This window comes from Flammeovirga aprica JL-4, from assembly GCF_012844305.1.
GTDB classification, from domain to species: domain Bacteria; phylum Bacteroidota; class Bacteroidia; order Cytophagales; family Flammeovirgaceae; genus Flammeovirga; species Flammeovirga aprica.
The window spans coordinates 1-24,282 of record NZ_JABANE010000048.1 but is presented as its reverse complement, the minus strand read 5'-3'; the positions used below and the strand labels follow the sequence as shown (position 1 = coordinate 24,282).

Here is a 24,282-nt window from a genome sequence, read left to right as displayed (position 1 = left end):
AACCTGTACTACTAGATTATAATAAGCTTTTATTTCTATACACGGAGTTTTTAAATTAAATTATCAAAACCAAAAACTGTATGAAAAATTCTTTATTTTTTTTATTCCTTTCATTATTTACTTTTCATTTATCAGCTCAAAATGCGGTTTTTGAAAATGGAGTCAGGAAAGGTATTTTGAAGTTCAAACTCAAAACAGAACTTATTGCGGGGCAAAATGAATCAACAAGTAAACTTGATCTTTTATTACAATCCTTAGATGTAGAAAAAAGAGAACAACTAAGAAGCAAAATCACTAAACATAAAGGTCGAAATTTAAAGAGACTTTTTCCCAGAAGTACCAATGCATCATTAGAAAATAAGCATAAAAAGCATGGTTTACATCTTTGGTACACCTTGGATGTTGATGAAAGTTCAACTATCCTTAATCTTATAGAGGAGTTTTCAGCGTTATCAATTTTTGATATTGTTGAAGGCTTTTATGAAAAAAAGCTTACTAATGATGGAGATTATAAAATGCTTACTGATAAGGAGATAAAGACTTTTTCAATGAGCAATAATAACTACTTTAATGACCCTTTTCTAGGTCAACAATGGAATTTTCATAATACTGGACAGTTAGGAATTTCTCCAAGTCCTGCCGACATAAACATGTATGCAGGGTGGGATATACAACAAAATGCATCTGATATAATCGTTTCAATCCATGATTATGGAGTTGATGTTAATCATCCTGATCTTCAGAATAATATCTGGGTAAATGAAGCTGAATTGAATGGGACACCAGGAGTAGATGATGATGGTAATGGGTATATTGATGATGTAAATGGATGGAATTTTAGGGAAGATTCGTCAGGTGTTATTCCTCATTTTCATGCAACACACATTGCAGGGATCATTGGAGCTGAAAATGATAACGGAATTGGAGTGTCAGGTATAGCAGGGGGCAGCAATGGAACAGGAGTGAAGATGATGACACTTGATTGGTTAGATAGTTTTAATGTAGGAATGTCATATGTTTATGCCGCTGATAATGGTGCTGTAATTTCTCAAAACTCATGGACTTTTGGAGTGCCAGACTTGTATGAACAATCTACTATAGATGCTATAAATTATTTTATTATCGAAGCCGGTAACTATGCAGGGAGTCCAATGAAAGGAGGCTTAGTAGTATTTTGTACAGGAAATGATGGTGCAGACGTAGTCATGTGGCCAGCGTGTTATATAAATGTATTGGCTGTAACGAGTATTGGTGCGGATAGTAAAAAGGCAGATTATTCAACCTATAGTTCTTGGGTAGATTTATCTGCTCCTGGTGGTCATGGGATTTTCATTGGTGATACTACTGCTGTATTATCTACTATGCCTAATTCTAGTTATGGTTACGCAGGTGGCACCTCAATGGCAGCGCCTCATGTTGTAGGTGTAGCAGCATTAGTACTTTCAAAGTACAAACATCATATAACTCCACTAGAATTGGAATTTAGTTTGAGATATGGTGCTAATAACATTGATCAATATAACCCTGGTTATGAAAATAGATTGGGTTCAGGTCTGATAGATGCCCAGAAAGCATTAGACTTTTTAAGTTCGTCAAATGATTCATCTAGTTTTAGAAAAAATAACAGCAGTGTAGAAGATGAGATTGAATTAACAGTATATCCCAATCCTGCTAGTTCTGAATTTAAGATATACAGTGAGGAATATTTGGATGGTGAAATTCGAATATATTCCACAAATGGTCAGTTAGTAACAAGCCATAAAGTCAATAGTAAAGTATCGGAAATATCTGTGTCCGATTACAAAAAAGGATTGTATTTTATTAAAATAATTGACAAAAAAGGGAAGTCTATTTTAAAGAAAATACTTGTTGAATAATTTAAAGTAAATGTATGTAATTTAGTTGAATTTTTATTTCAAAGTCTAGGGTAATAGTTGCATTATTTGTAATATAATTTCAATTTTGCCATTGAATATTTGTTATTTTTATTTATAATTTAATTTTCTTTTTATTAATGTGTATTATTTACTCTAGGCTTAAAATAACCAATTATCTTTTAAAAATAGGTTTTATATCTACTCAAAAATCCAATGAAAACGATTATTATGAATATGAAATGTTCTTTTTTTTATAGTATATTATTTCTTTTATTTATTTCATTTTCGAGTTATTCACAACCTTATTTTCAACAAGGAAATGACCCAATTCCTGCAGGGAAAACTTGGGAGAAAAGAGAAAACCTTTCAGATGATTTTTCCAGTTCTAGTTTGAATTCTTCTAAATGGAAAAATACAGACCCGACAAGATGGGTGGGGAGAGCCCCCGGATTGTTTAAAGAGAATACTGTGAGTATAAATTCTGGCAACCTATGTATTACTAATTATAAATTATCATCTCCTGAAATAGTAAATGGTACAACATTTACGCATGCATGTGGTCATGTAATTTCTCAGAATAAAGTGACTGTAGGTGATTTTATAGAATGTAGAATGAAGGCAAATAAAACTTTTTTGTCATCTACTTTTTGGCTGATTAATTATAAAAATGAAGGTGCTGGTTGTGATAAACGTGTAACAGAGTTAGATATTCAAGAGTGTGTAGGCTATGTAAATTCTACAGCATCATGGACACAAGGTTTTGACCAATCCATGCACTCAAATACACATAGCCGGAATGTATCTTGTGGGGAACCACAAGGATCAAATGGGAATAATACCAAAATGAGTGGGAAAGTGTATGATGATTATCATGTTTACGGTGCATGGTGGAAAAGTGCTGATGAAATTCTTTTTTACCTAGATGGAGTTTATCAATATACTGTAACTCCAGCAGCACCTTTTGATATTGATATGTATATTAAGCTTGTCACCGAAACATATGATTGGAATCCTACTCCAAGTGATGGTGGTATGAACGGAAGCTGGGAAGATAGAACCACAAAGTATGATTGGGTAAGAACTTGGAAGTTATCAGATTCTAGTACCGAAACGGTTAGTTTATATAATCCACCTATGACTATAACTCCAAAGAATACTTATGACGTAGAAGTGAGTTATTATGCAAACACAAGCAGAGATATAGTTGTAGAAATGTGGTCAGGAAATAGCTGGCTAGCGTCTGCAAAAGAAACAGTTGTTGCTGGGTCAGGAATAAAAAAACTTACTTTAAATTTAAATAATCTTCCCGTTGAAGGTAATGATTATTCTTGGAAGGTGAGTATAAGGCCCGTTGGTACTGATTGGACTCAAAATATTGATAATGAAACTGTTTCTAATGTAGTAGTAAAATCAGGTCCAATTTTACCAAATGGGACTTATGAAATTCGATCTATTGCAAATGGTTATAATTTAGGTGCAACCAATTGGGCTAACTGGGATGCTGTTGATGTCATTCCAGATAATTACAACGATCAAAGATGGACAATTGATCATTTGTATGATGATATTTATACCATAAAATTATATGCGACTTGGGATGGAGATAAGTATCTGGAAGTGCCAAATGCACAATGTAATAACGGTGCACTTGTTTCTACTTATTCACAGGCATCAGCTAATCACCAAAGATGGAGGATTGAAGCAAATGGTAATTCATACAACATAGTGCCTGTTCATTGTACATCTCAAGCACTTGATGTAAGGCCCGACGATAATAAATTACATATTTGGAGTAAAAATCTAGATAATGATAATCAGAAATGGAATTTCATTTTAGATAACTCAAGAACAGCTAATAACCTTTCAATTCAATCTTATACAGCATCAGATATTCTTGTTTATCCCAATCCAACTAAAGATTATTTGAACATAGATCTTCCTGACGGAGAATATTCTTTGGGAATTTATAATTCAACAGGAGAAATAGAGTTAGAACAAAATATCATCAATCCTTCAAAAGTAAATGTAAGCGATCTTCAACCAGGTATTTATATATTAAAAGTTAAAAGTCCGTATATGCTCTATAAATTCAATTTTTTAAAACAGTGAAACCCGAATACCCAAATTACTATTTCTCTAGTTTGTAGCGAAAATGTGGCATTCTTAATTTTAAGAATGCCCATTTTTGATAAACCTACATGAATAGGATTTGATATTTGTTTTAAATTATTAGAGTGCAAGCAATAGCCTTAAATCAACTATTAATAAAATGAAAGTAAGTTATGCTATCAATAGAAGAAAATAATCAAATTAACACTCAACCATTTGATAATAAATGCACAACTGTCTAGATACTTCTGTCCTGGTATTTACTTAGATCTTGAAGATAATATAGCTCCAAACTTCGTCATTTTTTAAAACTAATTATTATTATGAACTTCAATCTTTTAAAAGTCATAGTGGGATTCTATATCCTAGTTATGTTAAGAACTCTCTCGTATAGTCAAACTTCATCAGAATTCACTATTAAAATAAATGGAGTGGGCTACCTTCCTGCGTATAATATAGAATCGTTAGGTGATAATAAAATAAATAGCTATCAATCTCAAGAAAATACAACTGAATATAAAGTGATTCAGTTTAAAACCCTTCCTTCATCAAAAGATAGACAAAGGTTAAAAGAAGAGGGAATAGATTTAAAAAATTATATAGGATCAAATGCATATTATGCATGTATAACAAAAAGTATTTCTTATCAAACAGCAACTAATGAAAAACTTAGGTCTGTATTTGAATCGAAGTACTTGAATAAAATTTCTAGTGTTTATCTTAAAGATACTATACCTGAACAGCTTAAAGAGAACGGTGTAAATGTAAAAGTAATAGTGCATGTTGTTGATGATTTTCCAGAGAGAAAAGTATTTGATGCATTTAATGCTCTTCATATTAGTAATATAAAACCTGTTGAAGGTTTTAATATGTATGAAGTAGTAACACAGATAGAAAACCTTCCAAAAATAAAAGACATATCGTGGGTTACGAATATTCTTCCACCTTCTCCAGAAAGAAGAATAGAAGACTTCAATGGGCAAAAAATATCAGGGTTGCTTTATTCAGAAAGAAAAAGGGGGAGCTCACTTTCTGGTAAAGGTGTTAGTATTGGTGTGTGGGATGCAGATGTTGATACACATATAGATTTAGGAAATAGAGTGAATGTATTAGAGGCAGAACTAAATACAACTTATCATGGTATGCATGTTACGGGTATAGTTGGTGGTGCGGGAGTAATAGATCAATATGCTGAAGGGTTTGCACCTCATACAACGTTTAATACATGGAATTTTAATGTAGGAAGTAATGGACTGATGGAATATCAAGAAATGGCGTTATCAGCAATAGAGAATAATATTACAATAACGCAGAACTCCTATGGAATCTATAATTCACTAGGTATTAAATATCCATATGGTGATTTTGAATATGGTCTGGATAAGGTGGCGAATGATCACCCCGATTTATTACACGTATTTGCTGCAGGTAATAATAGAGGGCATTTAGGAGTGTATCACACAACTGCAAATTCAGCAAAAAATATTATATCTGTTGCCAATATTTCTATTGGCAGGGATTTACATTTTACCAGTAGTTTTGGTCCTGGTCACAATGGAATTTTAGTTCCTCATGTCGCAGCTCATGGAACTGATGTACTTTCATTAAGCTTTTATGATGACTATACTTATTTGTCTGGTACATCAATGTCATGCCCGGCTGTGTCAGGTGCAGCTGCACTTTTGAGTGAGCAGTATTTTACAGAGTTTGGACATTCTCCTAAATCTGCCTTATTAAAAGGGTTGATATGTAACTCTGCAAATGATTTATACAAAGAAGGTCCTGATTATTATAGTGGTTTTGGAGAACTAAATATAGAAAAGGCAATTTCTATCCTAGAACAAAAAAAGTTTTTTTCTGGGGAAGTAGAAAATGGAGATGAGGTATCATTTGATTTTATAGTTCCAGGAAATCAATTGGAGTTGAAAGTGATGTTGACTTGGTTAGATCCAGAAAGTTATCCAACAGTAAATGCAACCTTAATTAATGATCTTGACTTAGAGGTTTTTTATAATGGAGAGTTATACCAGCCTTTAGTTTTAGATATCTATAATCCAGATTTTACGGCAAAAGCAGGTAAGGATAGTATAAACAACATAGAACAGGTTGTCATAAAGAAACCAAAACCAGGCAAGTATACTATTAAAGTGAAAGGATACAGAGTACCAATGGGTCCACAGGAATTTTTTGTTAATCACACCGTTAGTAAAAATGATTTTGAGTTTATTTATCCATTAGAAAACGAAACACTTGTTGCTGGAGCTAATACACTTATAAGATGGAATTCCGTTGATATGAACAATGAAACAGATATTTATTTGTCAGAGGATGGAACATCATTTGAAAAAGTAACCACTGTACAAGCAGGTAGCCTGGAAGCGGTGATTTCAATTCCAAATGCTTATAATGATAAGGCTGTTATCCGACTTATTCAAGCGAATAATACCAAAGATGTTAGGGTTAATTTTATTGGAAGACCTGAAACTCCAAGTGTTGTGGATCATGGAAATTATGCTGTATTGTCTTGGAATATAATAAGTGGAGCAAATTATTATGAGGTACTCAAATATACAGGTGAAAAATATGAAGTGATTGAAAAAGTGACCTCAAATAATATTTCAACTGAAATTTATGGATATGATAGAAACGGTTGGTATGCCGTTAGAGCTGTAAGTGATAATACAATTGGAAAGAGATCAAAAGCGGTACAAATACAACATTCAAATTTAATAACCTCTTCAGAAAACTGGCCGTTATCAATAGATTTTGAAACTGAAAATTTATTTGTTTCTGAAATCGATGGAAAATATGCTTCTGCATTTTATGGAAGTGAAGATAGAGAAGTATATAATAGTAATGTATTATTATTGACAGGTAAATTACCTTTTAATAATGCTAATTGGAAGAATACAGATTTTCATAAAGAATCAGATGAAGCTGCAGAAGATTTATTTCAACTTAACCCTGATTTTATAGCATCAGGAGAGATTGAGATAGAAATTCCATCTGATATCACTTTCCCTGCATTAGAATTTGATTTAGCTATCCCAACTAGTGCTGATAATGCTGCCTTTTTCAGGTTGAATATTAATGAGGAACCTCAGCAAGATGCTTTTGGTATTACTTACCAAAAGAAACAAATCTATTATGACCCTTATGCTTGGGGTGAATTTAATTCCAATGCTCAGCCGAAAATAACAACTTCTCATTTGTATTATGATTTGAGTGATTATAAAGGTCAAAAAATTAAAATATCTTTTCAAGGTGTATTAAGATCTGCTCGGGCCTTAAGTTCAAGTGATCTGACGGGCTCTGAGATAAAAGTAGATAATGTAGAGTTTAGGAATGCTGAAGAAAGTGAATTCATCGATTTAGTAAGCTGGAGTACACCAATGTCTGGATCTGGATCCTTGGAAGAGAAAGTGAAAGTAAATTTTATTAATACATCCAGTAAAGAAATAAAGAAACCTCACTTATCCTTTACAGTTTTGAATACAAAAGGTGAGGTGGTTCAAAATGTTGAAGAAGAATATCAGGGATTAGCTTTACCTTATAGTGGTTTAGTTTACGAATTCAAGACACCTTTATTACTGACGGATAATGATGAAAGATATATTGTAAGATATAAGGTTGAAGGTGAAAATTTTTTTAACGAAAGTCAACATCAAGGTATTGATAGATATGATAATTATTTTAGAGCTGGAGCAAAACAATATGGTGAAATTTTATTTCCAAATACAATAGATGGAGAGCTAACAATAACAGATAATGGAGGTAGAATATACCCATATTCTTCATTTCAAGCTTTTGGAATTGTTTTAGAAGCAAATGATCCTTCGAAAAGAATACAATTAGAATTAAAAGAATTGGATCTTGCTGAAGGTGATACAGTCTTCATATTAGATGGTAAGGTTTATTCATTTGAAAGAGATTTTATTGTTAAAACATATACCAAAGGGTCTATGGACAAAGAGGTAATCACTAGCTTAAAAACCACTGGTGCATTAACATTCATATTTATCGGTAATAATAATGAAAACCAGCATGGAGGGTATGAGTTTATAGCTAAAGAGACGGATAAAACTTTAGAATATGATCTTGCAGTAGCCAATATCTATTCTCCTGGAGATCTCTATAAATACCATTCGATCAAAGAGAAAGATTACCCATTGTTTTGTAGGATAGCCAATAATGGTACAGAAGTACTTGATAAATACCAAATGAGGTATTACATAAATAATCAGCTTTACTCTGAAGAGGAATTCACATATCCAATATCACCTTCTTCCTATGGGGATGTAATGTTTTTAAAACGCCTTCCTCATTTTAAACCACATGAAGAGCTTACATTAAAAGTTGAATTGGTGATAGATGATGATGACCTTTCAAATAACATAAATGAATTGGAATGGAAAGTTGAGAATAAACACCAACCAGAAACATTACCAGATATGTATGTCTCTAAAATCAGTATTGGGGATCACTATTTCAATGAAAATGATGGGAAACCAGATCATACTTATTACAATAATCAATATGGTTATCAGGATTTTGAAGACAAAGTATTTGACTATACTTATGGAGAGGAAAAGGAGATTGAGATAATATTAGCGGGCCCAATAGCAGGAGCAGCAAACCCAGTTGCCTATGTAGATTGGGATGGAGATGATTATTTTTCTTACGAGGAAAAGTTTAGACTATTTAAAGACCCATCATATGAACATAGGTATTATGGATATTTAAAACCTGAAAAAATAGGAGGAGATACTGGTATTAAAAAATTAAGAATATCTCTTGTTTCGGATTCATTTTTAGGACAGGAAACAGCTCAAGATTTCAGAATCAACTTGATGGGAGAACCTTTTAATCATGATATTGCTTTGGATTATATTGATACCAAAAGTGTAATACCTAAAAATACACGTTTGGATGTAAAAATAGGGGTGATGGAGTTTATACATCGTTCAGAAACGGTTGATATAATAATGGACGTACTGTCTGAAAATGAAGTGGTAGTTTACACTGATACAGTAAAACAGTTTAAGATTGAAAATTTCTTTGAAGAGAAAAACTTCCAAATACCAGCAAATGTTTTGAATAGCTATGGATTGGAAAGTACATACACGATTAGAGCAGAAGTTTTTCATCCTGAAGATAAAATTAGCCGAAATAACATCAAAACCCATAAGTTCAAGGTGATAGAAAGTCAAGATTTTATGTATGGTGCTGATGGTTATTTTATATACCGTTGGACTAAAGAAAATTTAGAATCAAGAGATAAATTAACGTCTTACAACTACGATACTCCATCGTTTTCAAGTACCGCTTTTGTTTTTAATTTAAATAATAAGGCAAACTTAAGTCCTGAAGGGAATTTATTTGCATTAAGCAAAACAAGCTATTTAACGCAAAGTTCTCTGTATAAAGTTTCTGAATCATCAGGTATTGTTACTCCTATCACTATCGACCCTGATAAATTTGAATCTTTGGGGATTTTTGAGATTGCATATGATGTTCATACGGATCAATTATATGGTTTTGGAAGAATTGGAGCTGTGTTCACATTGTATAGCCTTAATCTCCAAACGGCAGAAGCTACTTTTGTTACAAACATCAATTTATTACCTAATGGTCGGATTGCTGGTGTTACTTTTGATTTAGACGGCACATGTTTTATTCTTGATGGAGGTAGAAATGAATTACAAACATTAGACATTTCAAATGGCGAGATGGAGTTAATTCAAAAATTTGAAGAAAAACTAGTTTATAGCCAGGGTCTTTCATTTGATAGGGATAATGGACAGTTATATATCCATGCAAATCATGCAGAGTCTCCTTCGGAACTTAGAAATGTATTCTATAGATATGATTTTCAGGAGAGAAGATTAATTGAATTACATGAATATTCAGAAATTGAGAGCAGGCAAATTGTTGGTATGACTTCTTCTATTAAGAAGAATTACTTATTCCAAAAAGCAGGTTTACTATCGTTTCATTTAGAGGGAGAAATAAAAACTGTAATCAATGATAGAAGCCGAAGAAAAGAAATAGAGGGAATTGATCCCATTGAAGGTGATATTTATGATGAATACCAAACCATTACAACATATTTGAAAAAAGGAACTGATATATCCAATATCGAGGTTTTTGCTAAGGCAACCAATGGTGGTTTTATGGCAAGTTACTCCTCAGCAGGTAAATTAGATTGGGGTAAAACTATAAATCTAGAAGACCTTAAAACAGGACAATTAGTTACTTTTAATAAGTTCAACAATAGTAGCTTATGGGATTTTAATTATGTTTTTGTAGATCCAGGTGTGGATTTTAAAAGTTATAATCTATTAGCTAGAGATAATTTAGGCCTTTCTGAAGATATTATTGGAGTAATAGAAAATGAGACAATAACATTGAATGTTCCAAAAGGAGTTGATATTTCATCGTTGATACCAGTGTTTGAAATAAGTGAATCAGCAGAGGTTTATTTGAATAATCAAAAGCAAGAGAGTGGACAGAATAAAATTGATTTATCGGATAATCTAGTTTACCATGTTTATGATGAGATACTAAATGAGGAAAAAGTATACGTTGTAAAAGTAAACCAAGAAAAGAGCTCTGAAGCAGAATTATTCAGTTTTGATGTTACTCCAAAACATAACAGTCATCTTTATGAAAAGTATTCAGCGGAGATAAGTGATCAATCTATTTTTATCAATTTAGCAGGAGTTGATAAGCAAGATAATTTGATTCCTTCTTTTAGCTTGAGTAAAGGAGCAAAACTCGAATTTAAGGGAGATTCTTATCACTCAGGTGAAGTTCCTTTTAATTTTTATGAACTCAAAAAATTGACAATTGTTTCAGAGGATGGTAATATAAAAAATGAATATTCTGTTGAAACAAAACATGAATATAGTGGTGAATCAAAATTGTTGAATTGGAATATCAGTGCCGAATTGAATGAAGAAATTGTTGAGAAAATAGATATTGTAATAGATGATTCATTATTAGTGGTAGATCTTTCTCACTTGGTAGATCAAAATTTATATACTCAATTTGAGGTGTCTGAAAATGCAAAATTATTTATTAATGGCCAAGAAATTCAAAATAATGAAAAAGTAAATTTCTCTTTAATAGAAACAATTTATGTACAAGCAGAAAATGGAAGTATTACAAATTACTCTTTCAACTTTAAACTCCATAAAAGTAGTGATGCTGAGCTTCTTTATATAGAGGTTTTACCTGAGTATAATGAAGGGATTGATGAAGTCATAATAGGGGAAATAGAAGGACAGATTATTACTTTTGATTTTTCAGCTGTGGATGATGTTTCATCATTAAAAGCTAACTTCGAAGTATCTGATCTTGCAGAGTTGTATGTAAATGAAGTCAGCTTAAAATCAAATATTACGAATGTTGATTTTACTGATTTAAAGGAGCTAAAGGTAATAGCTGAAGACCTTTCTGAATCGATTTATCAAGTAATTGTCATTGAAAAAGAGATTTTAAACGATGAAGCTGAATTATTAATCTGGGAAATTCCATCGGAGTTAAATTCTAATGTAGAAGAAGACTATAGCCTCACAATTGAAAATTCATCAATTTCAGCAGACTTATCTGATCTGGAAGACCTTAATGTACATTCTCATTTTGAGGTATCCGAAGGAGCATCACTTCTCATTAATGATAAAGTAGTACAAGTAGGAGACTTAATTGATTTTACTCTAATCAATACAATTCAGGTTCAAGCAGAAAATGGCAGGTTGCAGGATTATTCTTTCAATTTTAAACTATTTAAAAGTAGTGATTCAGAACTTGTTTATTTAGAGGTATTACCTGAGCACAATGATGGTCTTGATGATATTATAATAGGAGAAATAGAAGGTCAGACAATTACTTTTGATTTTTCAGCTGTGGATGATATTTCATCATTAAAAGTAAACTTTGAAGTATCTGAACTTGCAGAGTTGTATGTAGATGAGGTCAATGTAGAGTCTAATGTCACTGCAATTGATTTTACAACACTTGAAAAACTCACTGTAGTAGCGGAAGATTTGTCTGAAAAGATTTATGAAGTTGTTATTAAGAGAAGGGAAATCACTTCTATACATATAGATAATGGGAATTGTAGAATCTATCCTAATCCTTCAAAAATGTCTTCTTCATTTATTCTTGAAGCAGAAGGTGACTTTAGTTGGTCGTTGTTTACTATTGTTGGAGATAAATTAAATCATGGAGAGGGACATCAGAAAGCAATGATTTCAACGCAAAAACTAAAAAGTGGAACTTATTTTATTTTGATAAAACAATCCGGTAAAACATTTAGTAAAAAGCTGGTCATAAAATAATTAACTAAAGTTTGAAATGAATGGATAAAAAAAGGGTCGGGCTATTGCTCGATCTTTTTTTGTTTGGATACGCCTTCATTGAATGAAGGGATTGTTTATGTAATAGTCTGGATGATGACTTGGAATAAAATATGCCAGTCTAGGATAATAATTTTAATCATCCCCCAATTACAATTATCTTTAAATTACTGTTGGTTGTAATATTGTAGAGGTGCTTGAAAATTGGTTTTTTGGGATTTTCTGAAGGAAACGGTATGTGAACAAAGCATTCAAATTCGTCAATATCCCCATTGGGATATTCAAAGATATATCCTTTGTCAGCCTTTTTATCTTTCCATATTAATTGTGCCATCATCCCACCTTTGATTTCATTGTATTCAACAAGTTGAATTTTGTCAAAAGACTTGGAAACTTTTTCTATATCTAACCTCGAAGATTTTTGTAATTCATCAATTAATTCAATCATTTTATAAGCTCAATTTTATTTATAATTAAGGACATGTTTGGAAGGTATATTTTAGAGAAAATAGTGGTTCTAAAGTTGGTGAAATTAATACACTCATGTTCTGAAAGGATGAATTTTACTATAAGAGACATTAAAAACATGCTCTAAATACATCTCAATTAAATACTATTTTGAATAGTTCAAGTACTGTAAATAATTGATAGCTTCAATAATTAGATTCTTTTTAATTGGTATTGCCACCATATAACCTTGTTAATAATATGTAAATTTCTTTTGCTAGAAATGATTTCAAGCATCTGTTTTTTTCAATCTTTAATGAATTTATTAGAAGATTTGAAATCGCAATTTTTCAATACTTCAATAAGATAAATGTTGCAAATGATTTCGAAAAAATCATCACTTTTATGAATTGGATAATATTGATATTTATTCACAATAGGTAGTGGTGTAAAATCAATGTTATGTGAGTCTAATAATAAAACGTAATTAAATTATTTGAATTGGATTTCTAGGCCACCAACTTTGTTGGTGGTTTAACTTTTTATGAACTACAAAAAAATAGATTAGTAATGACAAGAAAAAAGGTAAAAATGAAATAGTTTAGGATTTCACTTTTACCTTTTTAGTGTCAAAAAGAATTATTTCTTAATGCAGACTACATCCGCATTTCGGAACTGTAAAACCTTGTGAGGCTTCATGCCAAGGAAAAGAAGCATTATAGCTTTCTTCTTCCCAATAGAACTTTTGACGTTCCTCGCCATTTACATTATGCATTGTTTCAGCATCATAAAGCTCTCCGTTGATCATTACCTTGTCGATGAATTCAGAATTATAGATATCTTCCAATGGGTTTTTATCCATGATAATAAGGTCAGCCAATTTTCCTTCTTCTAAAGAACCAATATCTCCATCTAAACCTAAATAATGAGCACCATTATATGTAGCAGAACGGATAGCTTCTAATGGAGACATTCCACCTTGTGCCAACATCCAAAGTTCCCAATGAGCACCAATACCTTGAATTTGACCGTGCGCACCAAGGTTTACTTTCACACCTTTATCCGATAACATTTTTGCAGATTCAGAAGTAGCGATATGACCAATTTTGTATTCGCTTTCTGGAACCATCGTTCTGTGTCTTGATCGGCTGTCAATAATTGCTCGAGGAGTGAAGTTCAATAATCTTTCTTTCTCCCAAACGTTCGTATGTTGGTACCAATAATATTCGCCATTGATACCGCCATAGTTTACAATCAAAGTAGGAGTGTAGCCTACTTCAGTTTTTGCCCAAAGGTTTTGAACATCATTGAAAACAGGAGTGATTGGAATATTGTGTTCTACACCTGTGTGACCATCTAAAATCATCGTCATGTTATGATAGAAAGTAGAACCGCCTTCTGGAACTACCATGATTCCTTCTTCTTCTGCGGCTTTGATCACTTGTTGTCTTTGCTCACGTCTTGGTTGATTGTAAGACTTTACAGAAATAGCACCCCAAGCTTTTGTTCTTCTGATCGCCGAACGAGCATCCTCTAATGAATTGATATTGGCTTTGAAGTCACCGTCTGCACCATAAAGAATTACACCAGTTGAGTAAATTCTAGGACCAACCATCGTACCTGTTCTCACCATCTCCGATTGGTTGAATACCATTTCAGAGTTAGCAGAAGGGTCGTGCGTTGTAGTGACACCATAAGCAAGGTTCGCATAATAAGGCCAGTTTTGCTGTGCACTCATTCCTAAACGGAAAGCACCCAAGTGAGCGTGAGCATCCACAATACCCGGCATAATTGTTTTTCCTTTGCAGTCAATCACTTTAGCTCCTGATGGGATTTGTAAATCAGTTCCAATAGCTACTATTCTATTTTCTTTAACAACTACAGTCGCATTTTCCAAGACCTCATCTTTGGCATTTACCGTGATCACTCTTGCATTGGTTAAAGCATAAGTGGTAGAAGGTTTTGCACTTTCCAACTCAAGGTTGATTTCAATACCTTCAGATTTAGGTTCCACCGCTTTCTCATTTCCACCTTCTACAAATGAGAAGACTTCTTGAAGTGATGTAGTGAAATATTCGTTACCCAATGACCAATGTAATTTTTGACTATCACCTGACCAATGGATATTATAACCCGCATCTTTAGCAACTTGTGCAACAGGAATTGCTTTTGTACCAGACGATAAATCAATTGCTTTACCTGCCATTGGCATTGGAGCAATGTAGACTTTAAATAATTCTGTAAATGCAATCCATTTGTTGTCAGGAGAAGGTACAAACTGATTCGTATATTTTGTCGTGAAATGCACTCTTTTGTCTTGGCCGTTTAAATCAACACTCTTGAAAGCCTTCTTTAAACTACCAAAGAAGAATCCGCCGGTTTGATAGAATACACGATCGCCTGTAGTATTAAACTGAGGGAAATCGCCTTCTTCAACGACTCTTTTCAGCGTATTTACATCATTGACATTAACTGTATAAATACCTGTTTCTTTAGTGTAAGCAAAACCTTGTTGGTTATTTCCTCTTTCCTTTACAAAAACAATAGTGCTATTGTCTTTTGAGAATTGAGGTCTACGATATATTCCTTTCGGAAGATCTAATGTAGTAGTACTATTTTTACCATTTAAATCTACAATATGAATCTTACCTTTTTCAGCATCAGACCAAGTGACATATACCATTTTACTTCCATCGGGAGAGATTGAAGGCTCATATTCAAAAGCATCATTTTGTGATGTTAAGCGAACAGGTTTTCCTTTTGGTAATTTCTTCTCATAAAGGTAACCTGCTGCATGGAAATAGATTTTCTTTCCATCTTTTGAAGTAATGACATTTCTTAGAGCCTTCGCAGTAAAGTTCTCAGGAGCTACTTCTTGTTTGAAACGCAATGAAGCTGTAAACTCTTGATGAACCTTTGCTTTGAAAGGAATGATTTCACCTTTTCCTGTAGCGACGTCTACTTTCCAGATTTTACCGCCTTTACCCCAAAGTACGATATATTTGTCATCAGGAGTCCAAGCATATTTTGGAGAAGGACCAAAAATAGCCCATGCTTCTTGTTGATCTTTTTCTAGTTGATCAAAAAGAGGACGTTGACTGTTCATTTCAAAATCATGGATAAATAATACAGATTTGTCACGAACTCTTCTGATAAAAGAAAGTTTTTTGCCATCATGTGAGGGCATTGGGCCAATCGCACCGCCAGGACCACTAACTACCGTTTTGATTTCACCATTAATTCTATTGTAAGACTTAATGATGTAAATCTGACTGTTTGGATCTTTGTTGTATTGGAAGAAACCACCTGGGTAAACGTCTTCAACATAATACATGTATTTCCCATCCGCAGAAACGACAGGTTGGTTGATATCCTGTTGCTCATTTTTACGAGGAACTAATTCGATACCTTCACCTCCAGAAATGTGATACATCCATAATGCACCAGCTCCCAAAGATCTTGTGAAAGTATAGTGTTTACGAGCAATAATATACTGACCGTCTTCACTCCATGTAGGGTTGTTGGTCAGACGGAATTTTTCTTTAGTGACTTGCTTAGGATTTTGAGCATCGCTGTCCATTACCCAAATATTGTCACCACCGCCAGCATCTGAAGTGAAAACTATTTTCTTACCATCAGGAGAAAACTTAGGTTGTGATTCCCAAGCTAAACCACCACGAAGTAATTTTGCATCACCTCCGGTAATTGGCATTGAGTAAATATCGCCTAACATATCAAAAACGATAGTTTTTCCGTCAGGGCTGATATCCAAATTCATCCATGTGCCTTCATCTGTCTCGAAGTCTACACTTTTCACCTCACGCTGAGGTTTCGTAATATCCCATTTCTCTTCTTTTTCTTGAGCGAAAGTCGCCAAAGCAAAGAGCAGGACTAAAAAATTAGTCGATAAAAGTTTCATTTATAATAATTAGAAGTTAATTGAATTGTTTCCGTAGGGGCAGACCTATGTGTCTGCCCGCCCAGAATTTGAGCATTTACCATATGCAAAAATGCAGGTGTCTGCCCTTGTTGTATTAATGTACATTCCCTATGAATTGGTTAAAAAAGGAAATGATGTTTTTTATTTCAAATCAGAAAGCTCAGAAGCAAACCCACCACTCAAAATAGGGAATCTGCACCAAGTCTTAGGGTCTAGGTTTTTATCATCCAAGTGGAAAGAAGGAGCATAGCGCTCACGTTTCCATTGGTTTCTACTCCATAGTCTAAAGAATTTTGTAATCCATTGATGAACCGTTTCTCTAGGAGTGTCAGGATGATTGGCTTGCACAAATAGAAGGCATTCTTGAGGTGATTTCTTATCGCGAATGGCTAATTTCTCAATTTCTTCCAATACATCATAAGGCATTAAATCCGCTTCATCCGTTTGTTTAGAATCCGCAGGTCGAAGTTCAGCAGTAGGCTGTTGTTCATTGACGAAAGAAAGGGCAGGGATATTCCATTTTCCATCCAAACCGTCTTTTTCCATCCATCTCAACCAGCTTCTCAAGTAATTTTTATCAATGCCAGCAATCGGGCTTAAACCTCCACTCGTATCACCATCCATTGTTGCGTAACCTACGGCTGCTTCAGAACGGTTGGAAGTAGAAAGGAGTAAGGCACCGTTGATATTTGCCAACATCCAAACCGAAGGGGCACGTACCCTCGCTTGAATATTTTGTAATGTAATATCATCTTGCTCCCAAGTCAATTCACGTTCGATTGCCGTTTCGATAGCATTTAAATAACCTTTGAACATTGGATTGACATTCACATTATAGAATGTTGCACCAACTGCTTCCGCTAATGATTTTGCCGCATTGAATGTTACATCACCACTGTTTTCAGTCGGCTGATAAGCAGTAGTCAATACTTTATTACAAATTTCTTTGATGGAGTTGCAGTCCTTTAAAGAAGAGAAGTAACCTAATTTTTCTTTAAACCCTTCTAGTCCTAAATCTTCAACGCCCATCTCAATCATCAAGTGAATCAATGTCACGATGGCAGACGAGTCGGCACCTCCAGAAAGAGAAACAACGAATCCTTTTGAATAACTTTTTCGCATATAATCAAAAAGACCTAAAGCTACCGCTCTACCAAATTCTTCTTCTTTGATATACTTTGAATGTTCCCAAGAAGCTTCAGAAGGAGAATGCTTTTCAGGTACTGTTTGAGGAATAGCAAAGTTAGAATTGATTACTTCAATATTGGAAGTTCCCGTATTAGAAGTGTGGCTTTGGATTTGAGCTAAACGAGCAATGTCTAAATCAAATGTAGCTGTTGTGACTTTACAGTTTTTGAAAGAGAAACGCTTGCTGATCGCCAAAAGATTTCCTGATAAGGCGATCATTACACCTCCATCATAAATAGCTCTTCCTGATTCATTTCCTAAAAGATTGGCATAAATGTATCCCACACCATACGCCCTTGAACCTTCCAAAACAAAACGCTTACGAACGTCCAATTTATCAAAAGCAAAGTGACTTGCAGATGGGTTTAAGATAATATCAACTCCATTTTGATAAAGAGAACGACCCGGACGGTTAGCTACCCATGCATCTTCACAAATCTCAAAACCAATACGAATGCCATTCACATCAAATAATAAATCCCCGATAGGGAAAGTAGATGCACCTAAAGTATTCTCGTATGATTTATCTAATTTAATTTCAGAAACTTCACCACCTTCCCAAGGAGTAAACCATCTTGGTTCATAGTGAATGCCATTTCCTGCTAAATGTTTCTTGGCTACAAAACCCAAAATCTTTTGGTCTGCAATCAAAGCAACAGTATTATATAATTTGTTTTTATGACGTAATGGAAGTCCTACAGAAATAACAATGTCTTTGGTGTGAGGTAATAAATCACCTAGCAATTTTAGAGACTGTTGTTCTGTATTGGGAGAATAAAAAGCATCTTCACATCCATAACCCGATAAGCATAATTCAGGAAGGCATAAGATGCTTACATTTTCTTCTTTGGCAGTCGTAATTGCCTGTAATATATTCTGAAAGTTGTTGTTCCAATCCAATGGAGTCTGATTCAGCTCAGCACCACCAACTTTATATAAATTCATCATAAATAATCTGTAATTCTATTTTGTGCAAATGTACGATTTTACGCGAATCTAACCTAGTTTAGCCCATTGCCTATATCTGTCTAGAAACAGAATATCCCTATTGTAATAAGAAGTAACATAAAATAAATTGAATGAAAAGTGATATATGGAGTGTTTACCTTTAAGATTAAACAGTATATATACTTATTATGATACCGGAAAGTAAGGGTTTTAAAATTAAGTGGTAAAGGTTTGAAAAATGAATATTTAAAAACAATGCTTTTGGCATGTGGTTTGAGAATTTAGCTTTCAATAAAAAACAAAGCAAACATATAAAATAGTACTTTATATAAAGCAATCTTCAACAAATTAATTAAACTCTTAATATGAATAATTATAACGAGATAACAGCTCTCGAAAAGGTTACACCTTATGACCAAGACAAAAAAGGTCGTTTTACTTTTGATCATGAATACATTTATTTTACAACTTATAAAGGGTATGATAGTTTTTCTTTAATGAAAGAAGAAGCTGAAAAATGTAAAGATTTTAAAAAGGATTTCATGAAAACTGTAAACAGAATTTCATTTGCTTCTATTAATGAAATTCAATTAGACCTAAGTGTTCTCAAAGTGATTTATACAGATATTGAAGGGAAACGAAAAACAAAAAAAATCAACTTTGATAATGTAATAACATCCGAATTTATAAAGACTAGTTTAGTAAATGAGATAGGTTTTAAGGCAAACAAGAGACTTGAGTCGAAAAATAAAAAAGTTGCATTAAATTTATTAATAATCACACTTATTTCATTTTTAACTTATTTCTTTCATTATATATTGATATTTGGAGAAGAATTTACTTTTACGAGTTCAAGGCAAGGTAGGAAATCTCAGTTAGCGTATAATATTCTAGAAATGATTGGTTCAACTAACGTGTTGATAATTGGTGGACTTCTTCTTGCGTATTACATTTATTCAACAATTAAAAGATATAGAAACCCTCAGTTTGAAGAATTTTATACTTTGTAATTAAACTTTATCACGGTTAATACCTTATTAAATAAGAGTAGACAATGAAAGTATTTAGAATGACCCTGTAATTAAAAAAAACCTCTATAAATATACTTGTTGATTTAGGATTTTTAGGAGTGAAAAGATTAGAAACTCTTAGTCAAAAAATACATTTTAGATCGTCTGATATATATGGCCTTTTAATAAAGATTGGTGTAGGGTTACATAATCTGAGAGTTAAATTTTGGACTTTAAATAATTAACCGTGATACTGAATGATAAGTCGAAAACAAAAAAAGAGACATGTTTGATGCATGTCTCTAATTATCACTATTATTTCAAAAGATTTATGCCTTTTTGAAAGTTTCTTTTAAGCTAATCGAACAGATACAAGCTAAAACAAAAGCAATAGGCATAACCCATATTGCAGCTTGGAAAGCGGTTTGTAAGGCCTCAGGAGTTGAATTTTCGTGTCCTCCAAAATAAGAGACTAACCACCCAAATAATGGTTGACCGACTGCACCAATTCCCATTAAAACTACTGCGGATAAACCGTTGGCTGTTCCTAATACTTCATCACTGTTGGATTCTCCAATTACTGGATAGCCGATTGTTTGTGCGGCAGTAATGATTCCTAGTAATAAAAATAAAGTATAGAAATAGGTAGCTCCTGTTGAGATAGGGAACATGATCAATAGCATAATCGCTAACGATAAGACTCCTCCACCTAGCATTGCTTTCTTTCTAGATTGTAGTTGATCTGAAATCCAACCGCACAAAGGTGAACCGATCATAGTCCCGATAAAAATCATCCCGATAATACCAGTAGAAGTAGCTTCTGAAAAATCTGGATTGACGAATTTAAGATAAGTGGTTCCCCAAACTGCTCCTAATAAAAGAACAGAAAGATTAAGTAAACCGATATAAAGACCTGCTAGCCAATTTTGAGAATTTGAAGCAGCTAATTTTAAACCTTCAATAAGAGATAATCCATTATCGTCTTCTTGGTTACCGTTTTCCTCTTCAGGGCTGTCTTTGACAAAAAGTGCAATCAAGATGAATATAACAATACCAATGCCTCCATTGATGAGCATAGTTGTTTGTCCACCAAATGTATCTAAAAGCATTAAAACAGGAGCCCCTGAAACCCATCCACCGAATACTGCAAATGTTACCAAAAGGCCTGAAATTAACGCTAATTTTGATGAAGGAAACCATCTTGGAGCCAATCGGAAAGGAGCCATAAATGCTACACAATGTGCTATTCCAAGTGTGAATCGTAGGACAGAGGCAATTAAAACGTTATCAGTTAATGCAGTTCCAAAAACACAAACCACAGCAACGGCACACATACTTAATACCACTTTTTTGACAGAAACTTTGTCAAGAAGTACGCCAACAGGAATTAATAATAACACTGTTCCATAAAGAAAAGTACCTGCAAAAGATCCAAATTCTGAAACTGTACTTAATGCCAATTTGCCCATGAAAAAACCTTTCATCGCTTCAGTACTAAAAAGCGTCATTTGTATGAAGCTATAAAAAAAGAAGGCTCCTGCTGAAAAAACAGCTAGAATTGATTTTAATGAAATGGATTGTTGTTCCTGTTGTGTCGCTACCGTTGCCATAAAAAAAATGTTTGTTGAAATAATTCATGCTTCAAACAAATATCCCTTTTACAGCTTAAAATAATTGGTACTGATTTAACGAATAGTAGTATGATTTTAGCCAATTTCAACTCATCGAACTAAAAAAAAGAGCTAAGATTTCTCCTAACTCTTTTCATTTATCTAAAACTAAATCTGATTGATGCTCTCTAAAGCTTTATCCAATATTTCATCCTTGTTTGCTTTTAAACCCTCCGGAGTTGGGTAAACTTCAATATCTGGTACAATCCCAATTCTTTGTGTTTCTCTTCCGTCAGGGTAGAAGACGCCGATTCCTGAAATCAAAGTTGTGATTCCTCCTGGTAATGGTATTTCCGAAATATTACCATCTGTCCCTGCTGTTTGACTTCCAATTAAAGTCACATTAGGGGCAGTTTGTAACGCCATTAAGGTATATTCTGCGTGACTTTGTGTATAGGCGTTACAAAGTAAAATTACTTTTCCTTTGTAATAGTCCTCATTTTCTGTTCCACAAAAACAGCCCGCATCTTGAAAAACTGTATAAGTCCCTGGATAACTTAAGTTAGGCTTGGTGAATTTTGCAAACTCTCTTTTCGTTGGGTTTAAAAATTTTGCAATTTCATACATCGCACCGCCATCAGAATGATTTCTCACATCAAAAATCATAGCTTTCGCATCCTTATGCTCTTTCAAAATTGAAAGTGCTTCTTTTTCTTTCAAAAGATCCATGTTGAAATAGACGATTCCTTCCTTGAGCACTTTTACTGTTGCTGTATCATGATCCATATTAAACGCTATAGAATCCAACTTGTATCTTTTGATTCTCTTATTCATCTGTTTGCCATTTCTTTCAAATGTGATGTCTAAAGAGTCTGATTTTCCATTAAAAATTGAAGGTAACATATCTCTCATAACAGCGTTTTTATTTGAACCTCCATAGTATTCAGCGATATAATTTATTCTATCTTCCATACTTTGTTGATCGATACCTGTTATGATATCACCTCGTTGAATATCATTATTATTACATAGATTCTCATCTAAATAATCTGTCACTACGACTTTATCTTCATAAGTGTGAAAAAGAAAAGGAACATAATTATTTCCCCAGAATTGATTTACGATATAGTTGTCAAAGAGCACATAGCCGTGAGAATCGTTAATTTTGGCGACCATTTTTAAAACTGCAAGATGGTATTCAACAGAATCTTTTGCCTCAATAAAGTGGGGTATATTGGCTGGTAATACCTCTTCCCAGTTATCGTCTGTTTTGTATTTGTAAGGAAAGAAATAGTCAATGATGTTCCAATAGCGAGCTAAAGCCAAAAGCCTCATATTTTCGGAAGGGTAAGATGACTCAGCGTACCTTTTCTCATTTGGAAATAATGTGTTTCCTATTTCCGGGTCTGTAGAAACATAGTAGTTTTCTCCTTGATTTCTGTTGGCTCTAATATAATCCAATTGCTTTTTGACTTCATTATTAAACAACGCTGAGTTATTGATCCAATCAAGGTTTAAATTTACTTTAAGACTGTCGGGGATATCATCATTGCAAGTTGTGCATTCAGGAACTTCTCCAAGACCATTAATCCATTTGGAGTAAAATTCATTGAGTTCTTCTTTAGTTTGGATCTGTTTTAAGATGTCAATTTTAGTGATGTACTCTTGGTCCCAATCTGTATTCCCTTTAGCGACTTCGGGGTGGTAGTACTTTAAGAATCCCCAAACTTTAGAGAAGGATTCAATTTTTGCGTTTTGATCCAGCTTCTGTTCCGTACAGCTAAAGAGGAGAATGTTGAGTAGGAGTACAATGATAGCTTTTAATAGTCGTTTCATGATTTAAATAATTAGATTGAATTTCACCAGTTTTAACTTAGGGTATGTAGTTATGATACAATAGTTTAGCTAAAGGTGATGTGTTTATTTATGAAACTCAATGTATTATAATTTTATCGGAATATTCTATTTGTAATACCTTAAAAATGTTATTAGTTTGTTAAAAAATGCAACTCGCTAAATCTGATTAACATGCTCTTCATTATTTCAACTTTTTTTTTAATTATTATTTTCTAAGTATATGACAAAAAAATGACTCTCCATGAAATTGATTAAATTTGAATTTCGACATACAAAATTTATCAATTGTGGAAAGTCAACACGAATATACGAAATTGTTTGAAAAAATAAATTCACAGATCAAAATTAACAAAGCTAGATTAGATTGTTTGACATATCTAATTATTTCAATGCTTAGGAATCAAACTGTAAATTATAATAAATTAGCTCAAGGGTTTCCGAAAGAATTAGACCTAAGTTCTCATTTAAGAAGAATTCAGCGTTTTTTTGCAGAAGTCACTTTTGATGAGAAGGACTTTTCGAAATTACTTTCCAAAATGATTCCTGTTAAAGGAAAGTATAAACTGTCTATGGACAGAACCAACTGGAAATTTGGGTCATTGAATATCAATCTTTTATACCTTTCTGTTATCTATGATGGAGTTGGAATCCCAATTCTATGGTCCGTATTGGGCGACAAGAGAGGTAACTCTAATACTGAGGAGCGAAAGGATTTAATGGAACGTTTTATTCAATTATTTGGTGTCGAAAAAATTGAATATTTGACAGCTGATAGAGAATTTGTTGGATACCATTGGTGGAATTTTCTTTTGGAGAAAAAGATTCAGTTCAATATCCGTTTTCGCCAGAATTTCTATGTAGTATTGAAAAATGGTAAAACAACACAAGCAAAAAATCTACTCTGTCAAAAAGGATTGCAATCGCTTTACTGCCATC

At 33.3% G+C, this 24,282-nt stretch carries 9 protein-coding genes and 1 pseudogene; 5 read left to right on the top strand and 5 right to left on the bottom strand.

The genetic code is table 11. The features are described 5' to 3' along the window. Positions 1 to 80: 80 nt before the first annotated feature. From HHU12_RS17495 to HHU12_RS17485, 3 genes are all read left to right on the top strand, one after another. Positions 81 to 1,877 (top strand): S8 family serine peptidase, encoded by a 1,797-nt coding sequence (locus tag HHU12_RS17495; RefSeq protein ID WP_169658032.1) that lies wholly within the window; start codon positions 81 to 83, stop codon positions 1,875 to 1,877. A gap of 213 nt (positions 1,878 to 2,090) precedes the next feature. Continuing rightward, positions 2,091 to 3,986 carry a T9SS type A sorting domain-containing protein gene (locus HHU12_RS17490; RefSeq protein WP_169658031.1) on the top strand — a complete coding sequence of 632 codons (1,896 nt, stop codon included), beginning with the start codon at positions 2,091 to 2,093 and terminating at the stop codon, positions 3,984 to 3,986. A gap of 371 nt (positions 3,987 to 4,357) precedes the next feature. Beyond that, positions 4,358 to 12,328: a S8 family serine peptidase gene (locus tag HHU12_RS17485; protein ID WP_169658030.1), complete on the top strand. Its 7,971-nt coding sequence runs from the start codon at positions 4,358 to 4,360 to the stop codon at positions 12,326 to 12,328. A 157-nt stretch (positions 12,329 to 12,485) separates the two neighbouring features. On the opposite strand, the gene HHU12_RS17480 is transcribed toward HHU12_RS17485, so the two are convergent. The 3 genes from HHU12_RS17480 to nadE all read right to left on the bottom strand — a co-directional run bounded on the left by HHU12_RS17480 (position 12,486) and on the right by nadE (position 18,866). Further along, entirely contained in the window at positions 12,486 to 12,794 is a 309-nt protein-coding gene (locus HHU12_RS17480) for a hypothetical protein (RefSeq protein ID WP_169658029.1), read from the bottom strand. Between the two features lie 645 nt (positions 12,795 to 13,439). Beyond that, on the bottom strand, positions 13,440 to 16,712 hold the full coding sequence (locus HHU12_RS17475; RefSeq protein ID WP_169658028.1) for an amidohydrolase family protein: 3,273 nt from the start codon (positions 16,710 to 16,712) through the stop codon (positions 13,440 to 13,442). 162 nt (positions 16,713 to 16,874) lie between these two features. Further along, the gene (nadE, locus tag HHU12_RS17470; protein ID WP_169658050.1) at positions 16,875 to 18,866 is read right to left on the bottom strand and encodes an NAD(+) synthase; all 1,992 of its coding nucleotides are present in this window, start codon (positions 18,864 to 18,866) and stop codon (positions 16,875 to 16,877) included. Positions 18,867 to 19,234: 368 nt separating this feature from the next. On the opposite strand from nadE, the gene HHU12_RS17465 reads away from it, so the two are divergent. Then, complete coding sequence (locus HHU12_RS17465) at positions 19,235 to 19,879, top strand: hypothetical protein (protein WP_169658027.1); 645 nt, start codon at positions 19,235 to 19,237, stop codon at positions 19,877 to 19,879. A 329-nt stretch (positions 19,880 to 20,208) separates the two neighbouring features. On the opposite strand, the gene HHU12_RS17460 is transcribed toward HHU12_RS17465, so the two are convergent. Together HHU12_RS17460 and HHU12_RS17455 are read right to left on the bottom strand one after the other, a co-directional pair. Beyond that, a complete protein-coding gene (locus HHU12_RS17460) occupies positions 20,209 to 21,489 on the bottom strand; it encodes an MFS transporter (protein ID WP_169658026.1) in 1,281 nt (426 codons plus the stop codon). Positions 21,490 to 21,657: 168 nt separating this feature from the next. Continuing rightward, the gene (locus HHU12_RS17455; RefSeq protein ID WP_169658025.1) at positions 21,658 to 23,325 is read right to left on the bottom strand and encodes a S41 family peptidase; all 1,668 of its coding nucleotides are present in this window, start codon (positions 23,323 to 23,325) and stop codon (positions 21,658 to 21,660) included. A gap of 410 nt (positions 23,326 to 23,735) precedes the next feature. On the opposite strand from HHU12_RS17455, the pseudogene HHU12_RS17450 reads away from it, so the two are divergent. Next, positions 23,736 to 24,282 (top strand): annotated as a pseudogene (locus tag HHU12_RS17450) (IS4-like element ISAba33 family transposase); the annotation flags it as partial.

What these genes read in the sequence shown, in the direction of transcription:
- HHU12_RS17495 (WP_169658032.1), top strand. Translation starts at nt 81, where the DNA reads ATGAAAAATTCTTTATTTTTTTTATTCCTTTCATTATTTACTTTTCAT.
- HHU12_RS17490 (WP_169658031.1), top strand. Translation starts at nt 2,091, where the DNA reads ATGAAAACGATTATTATGAATATGAAATGTTCTTTTTTTTATAGTATA.
- HHU12_RS17485 (WP_169658030.1), top strand. Translation starts at nt 4,358, where the DNA reads ATGTTAAGAACTCTCTCGTATAGTCAAACTTCATCAGAATTCACTATT.
- HHU12_RS17480 (WP_169658029.1), bottom strand. Translation starts at nt 12,794, where the DNA reads ATGATTGAATTAATTGATGAATTACAAAAATCTTCGAGGTTAGATATA.
- HHU12_RS17475 (WP_169658028.1), bottom strand. Translation starts at nt 16,712, where the DNA reads ATGAAACTTTTATCGACTAATTTTTTAGTCCTGCTCTTTGCTTTGGCG.
- nadE (WP_169658050.1), bottom strand. Translation starts at nt 18,866, where the DNA reads ATGAATTTATATAAAGTTGGTGGTGCTGAGCTGAATCAGACTCCATTG.
- HHU12_RS17465 (WP_169658027.1), top strand. Translation starts at nt 19,235, where the DNA reads ATGAATAATTATAACGAGATAACAGCTCTCGAAAAGGTTACACCTTAT.
- HHU12_RS17460 (WP_169658026.1), bottom strand. Translation starts at nt 21,489, where the DNA reads ATGGCAACGGTAGCGACACAACAGGAACAACAATCCATTTCATTAAAA.
- HHU12_RS17455 (WP_169658025.1), bottom strand. Translation starts at nt 23,325, where the DNA reads ATGAAACGACTATTAAAAGCTATCATTGTACTCCTACTCAACATTCTC.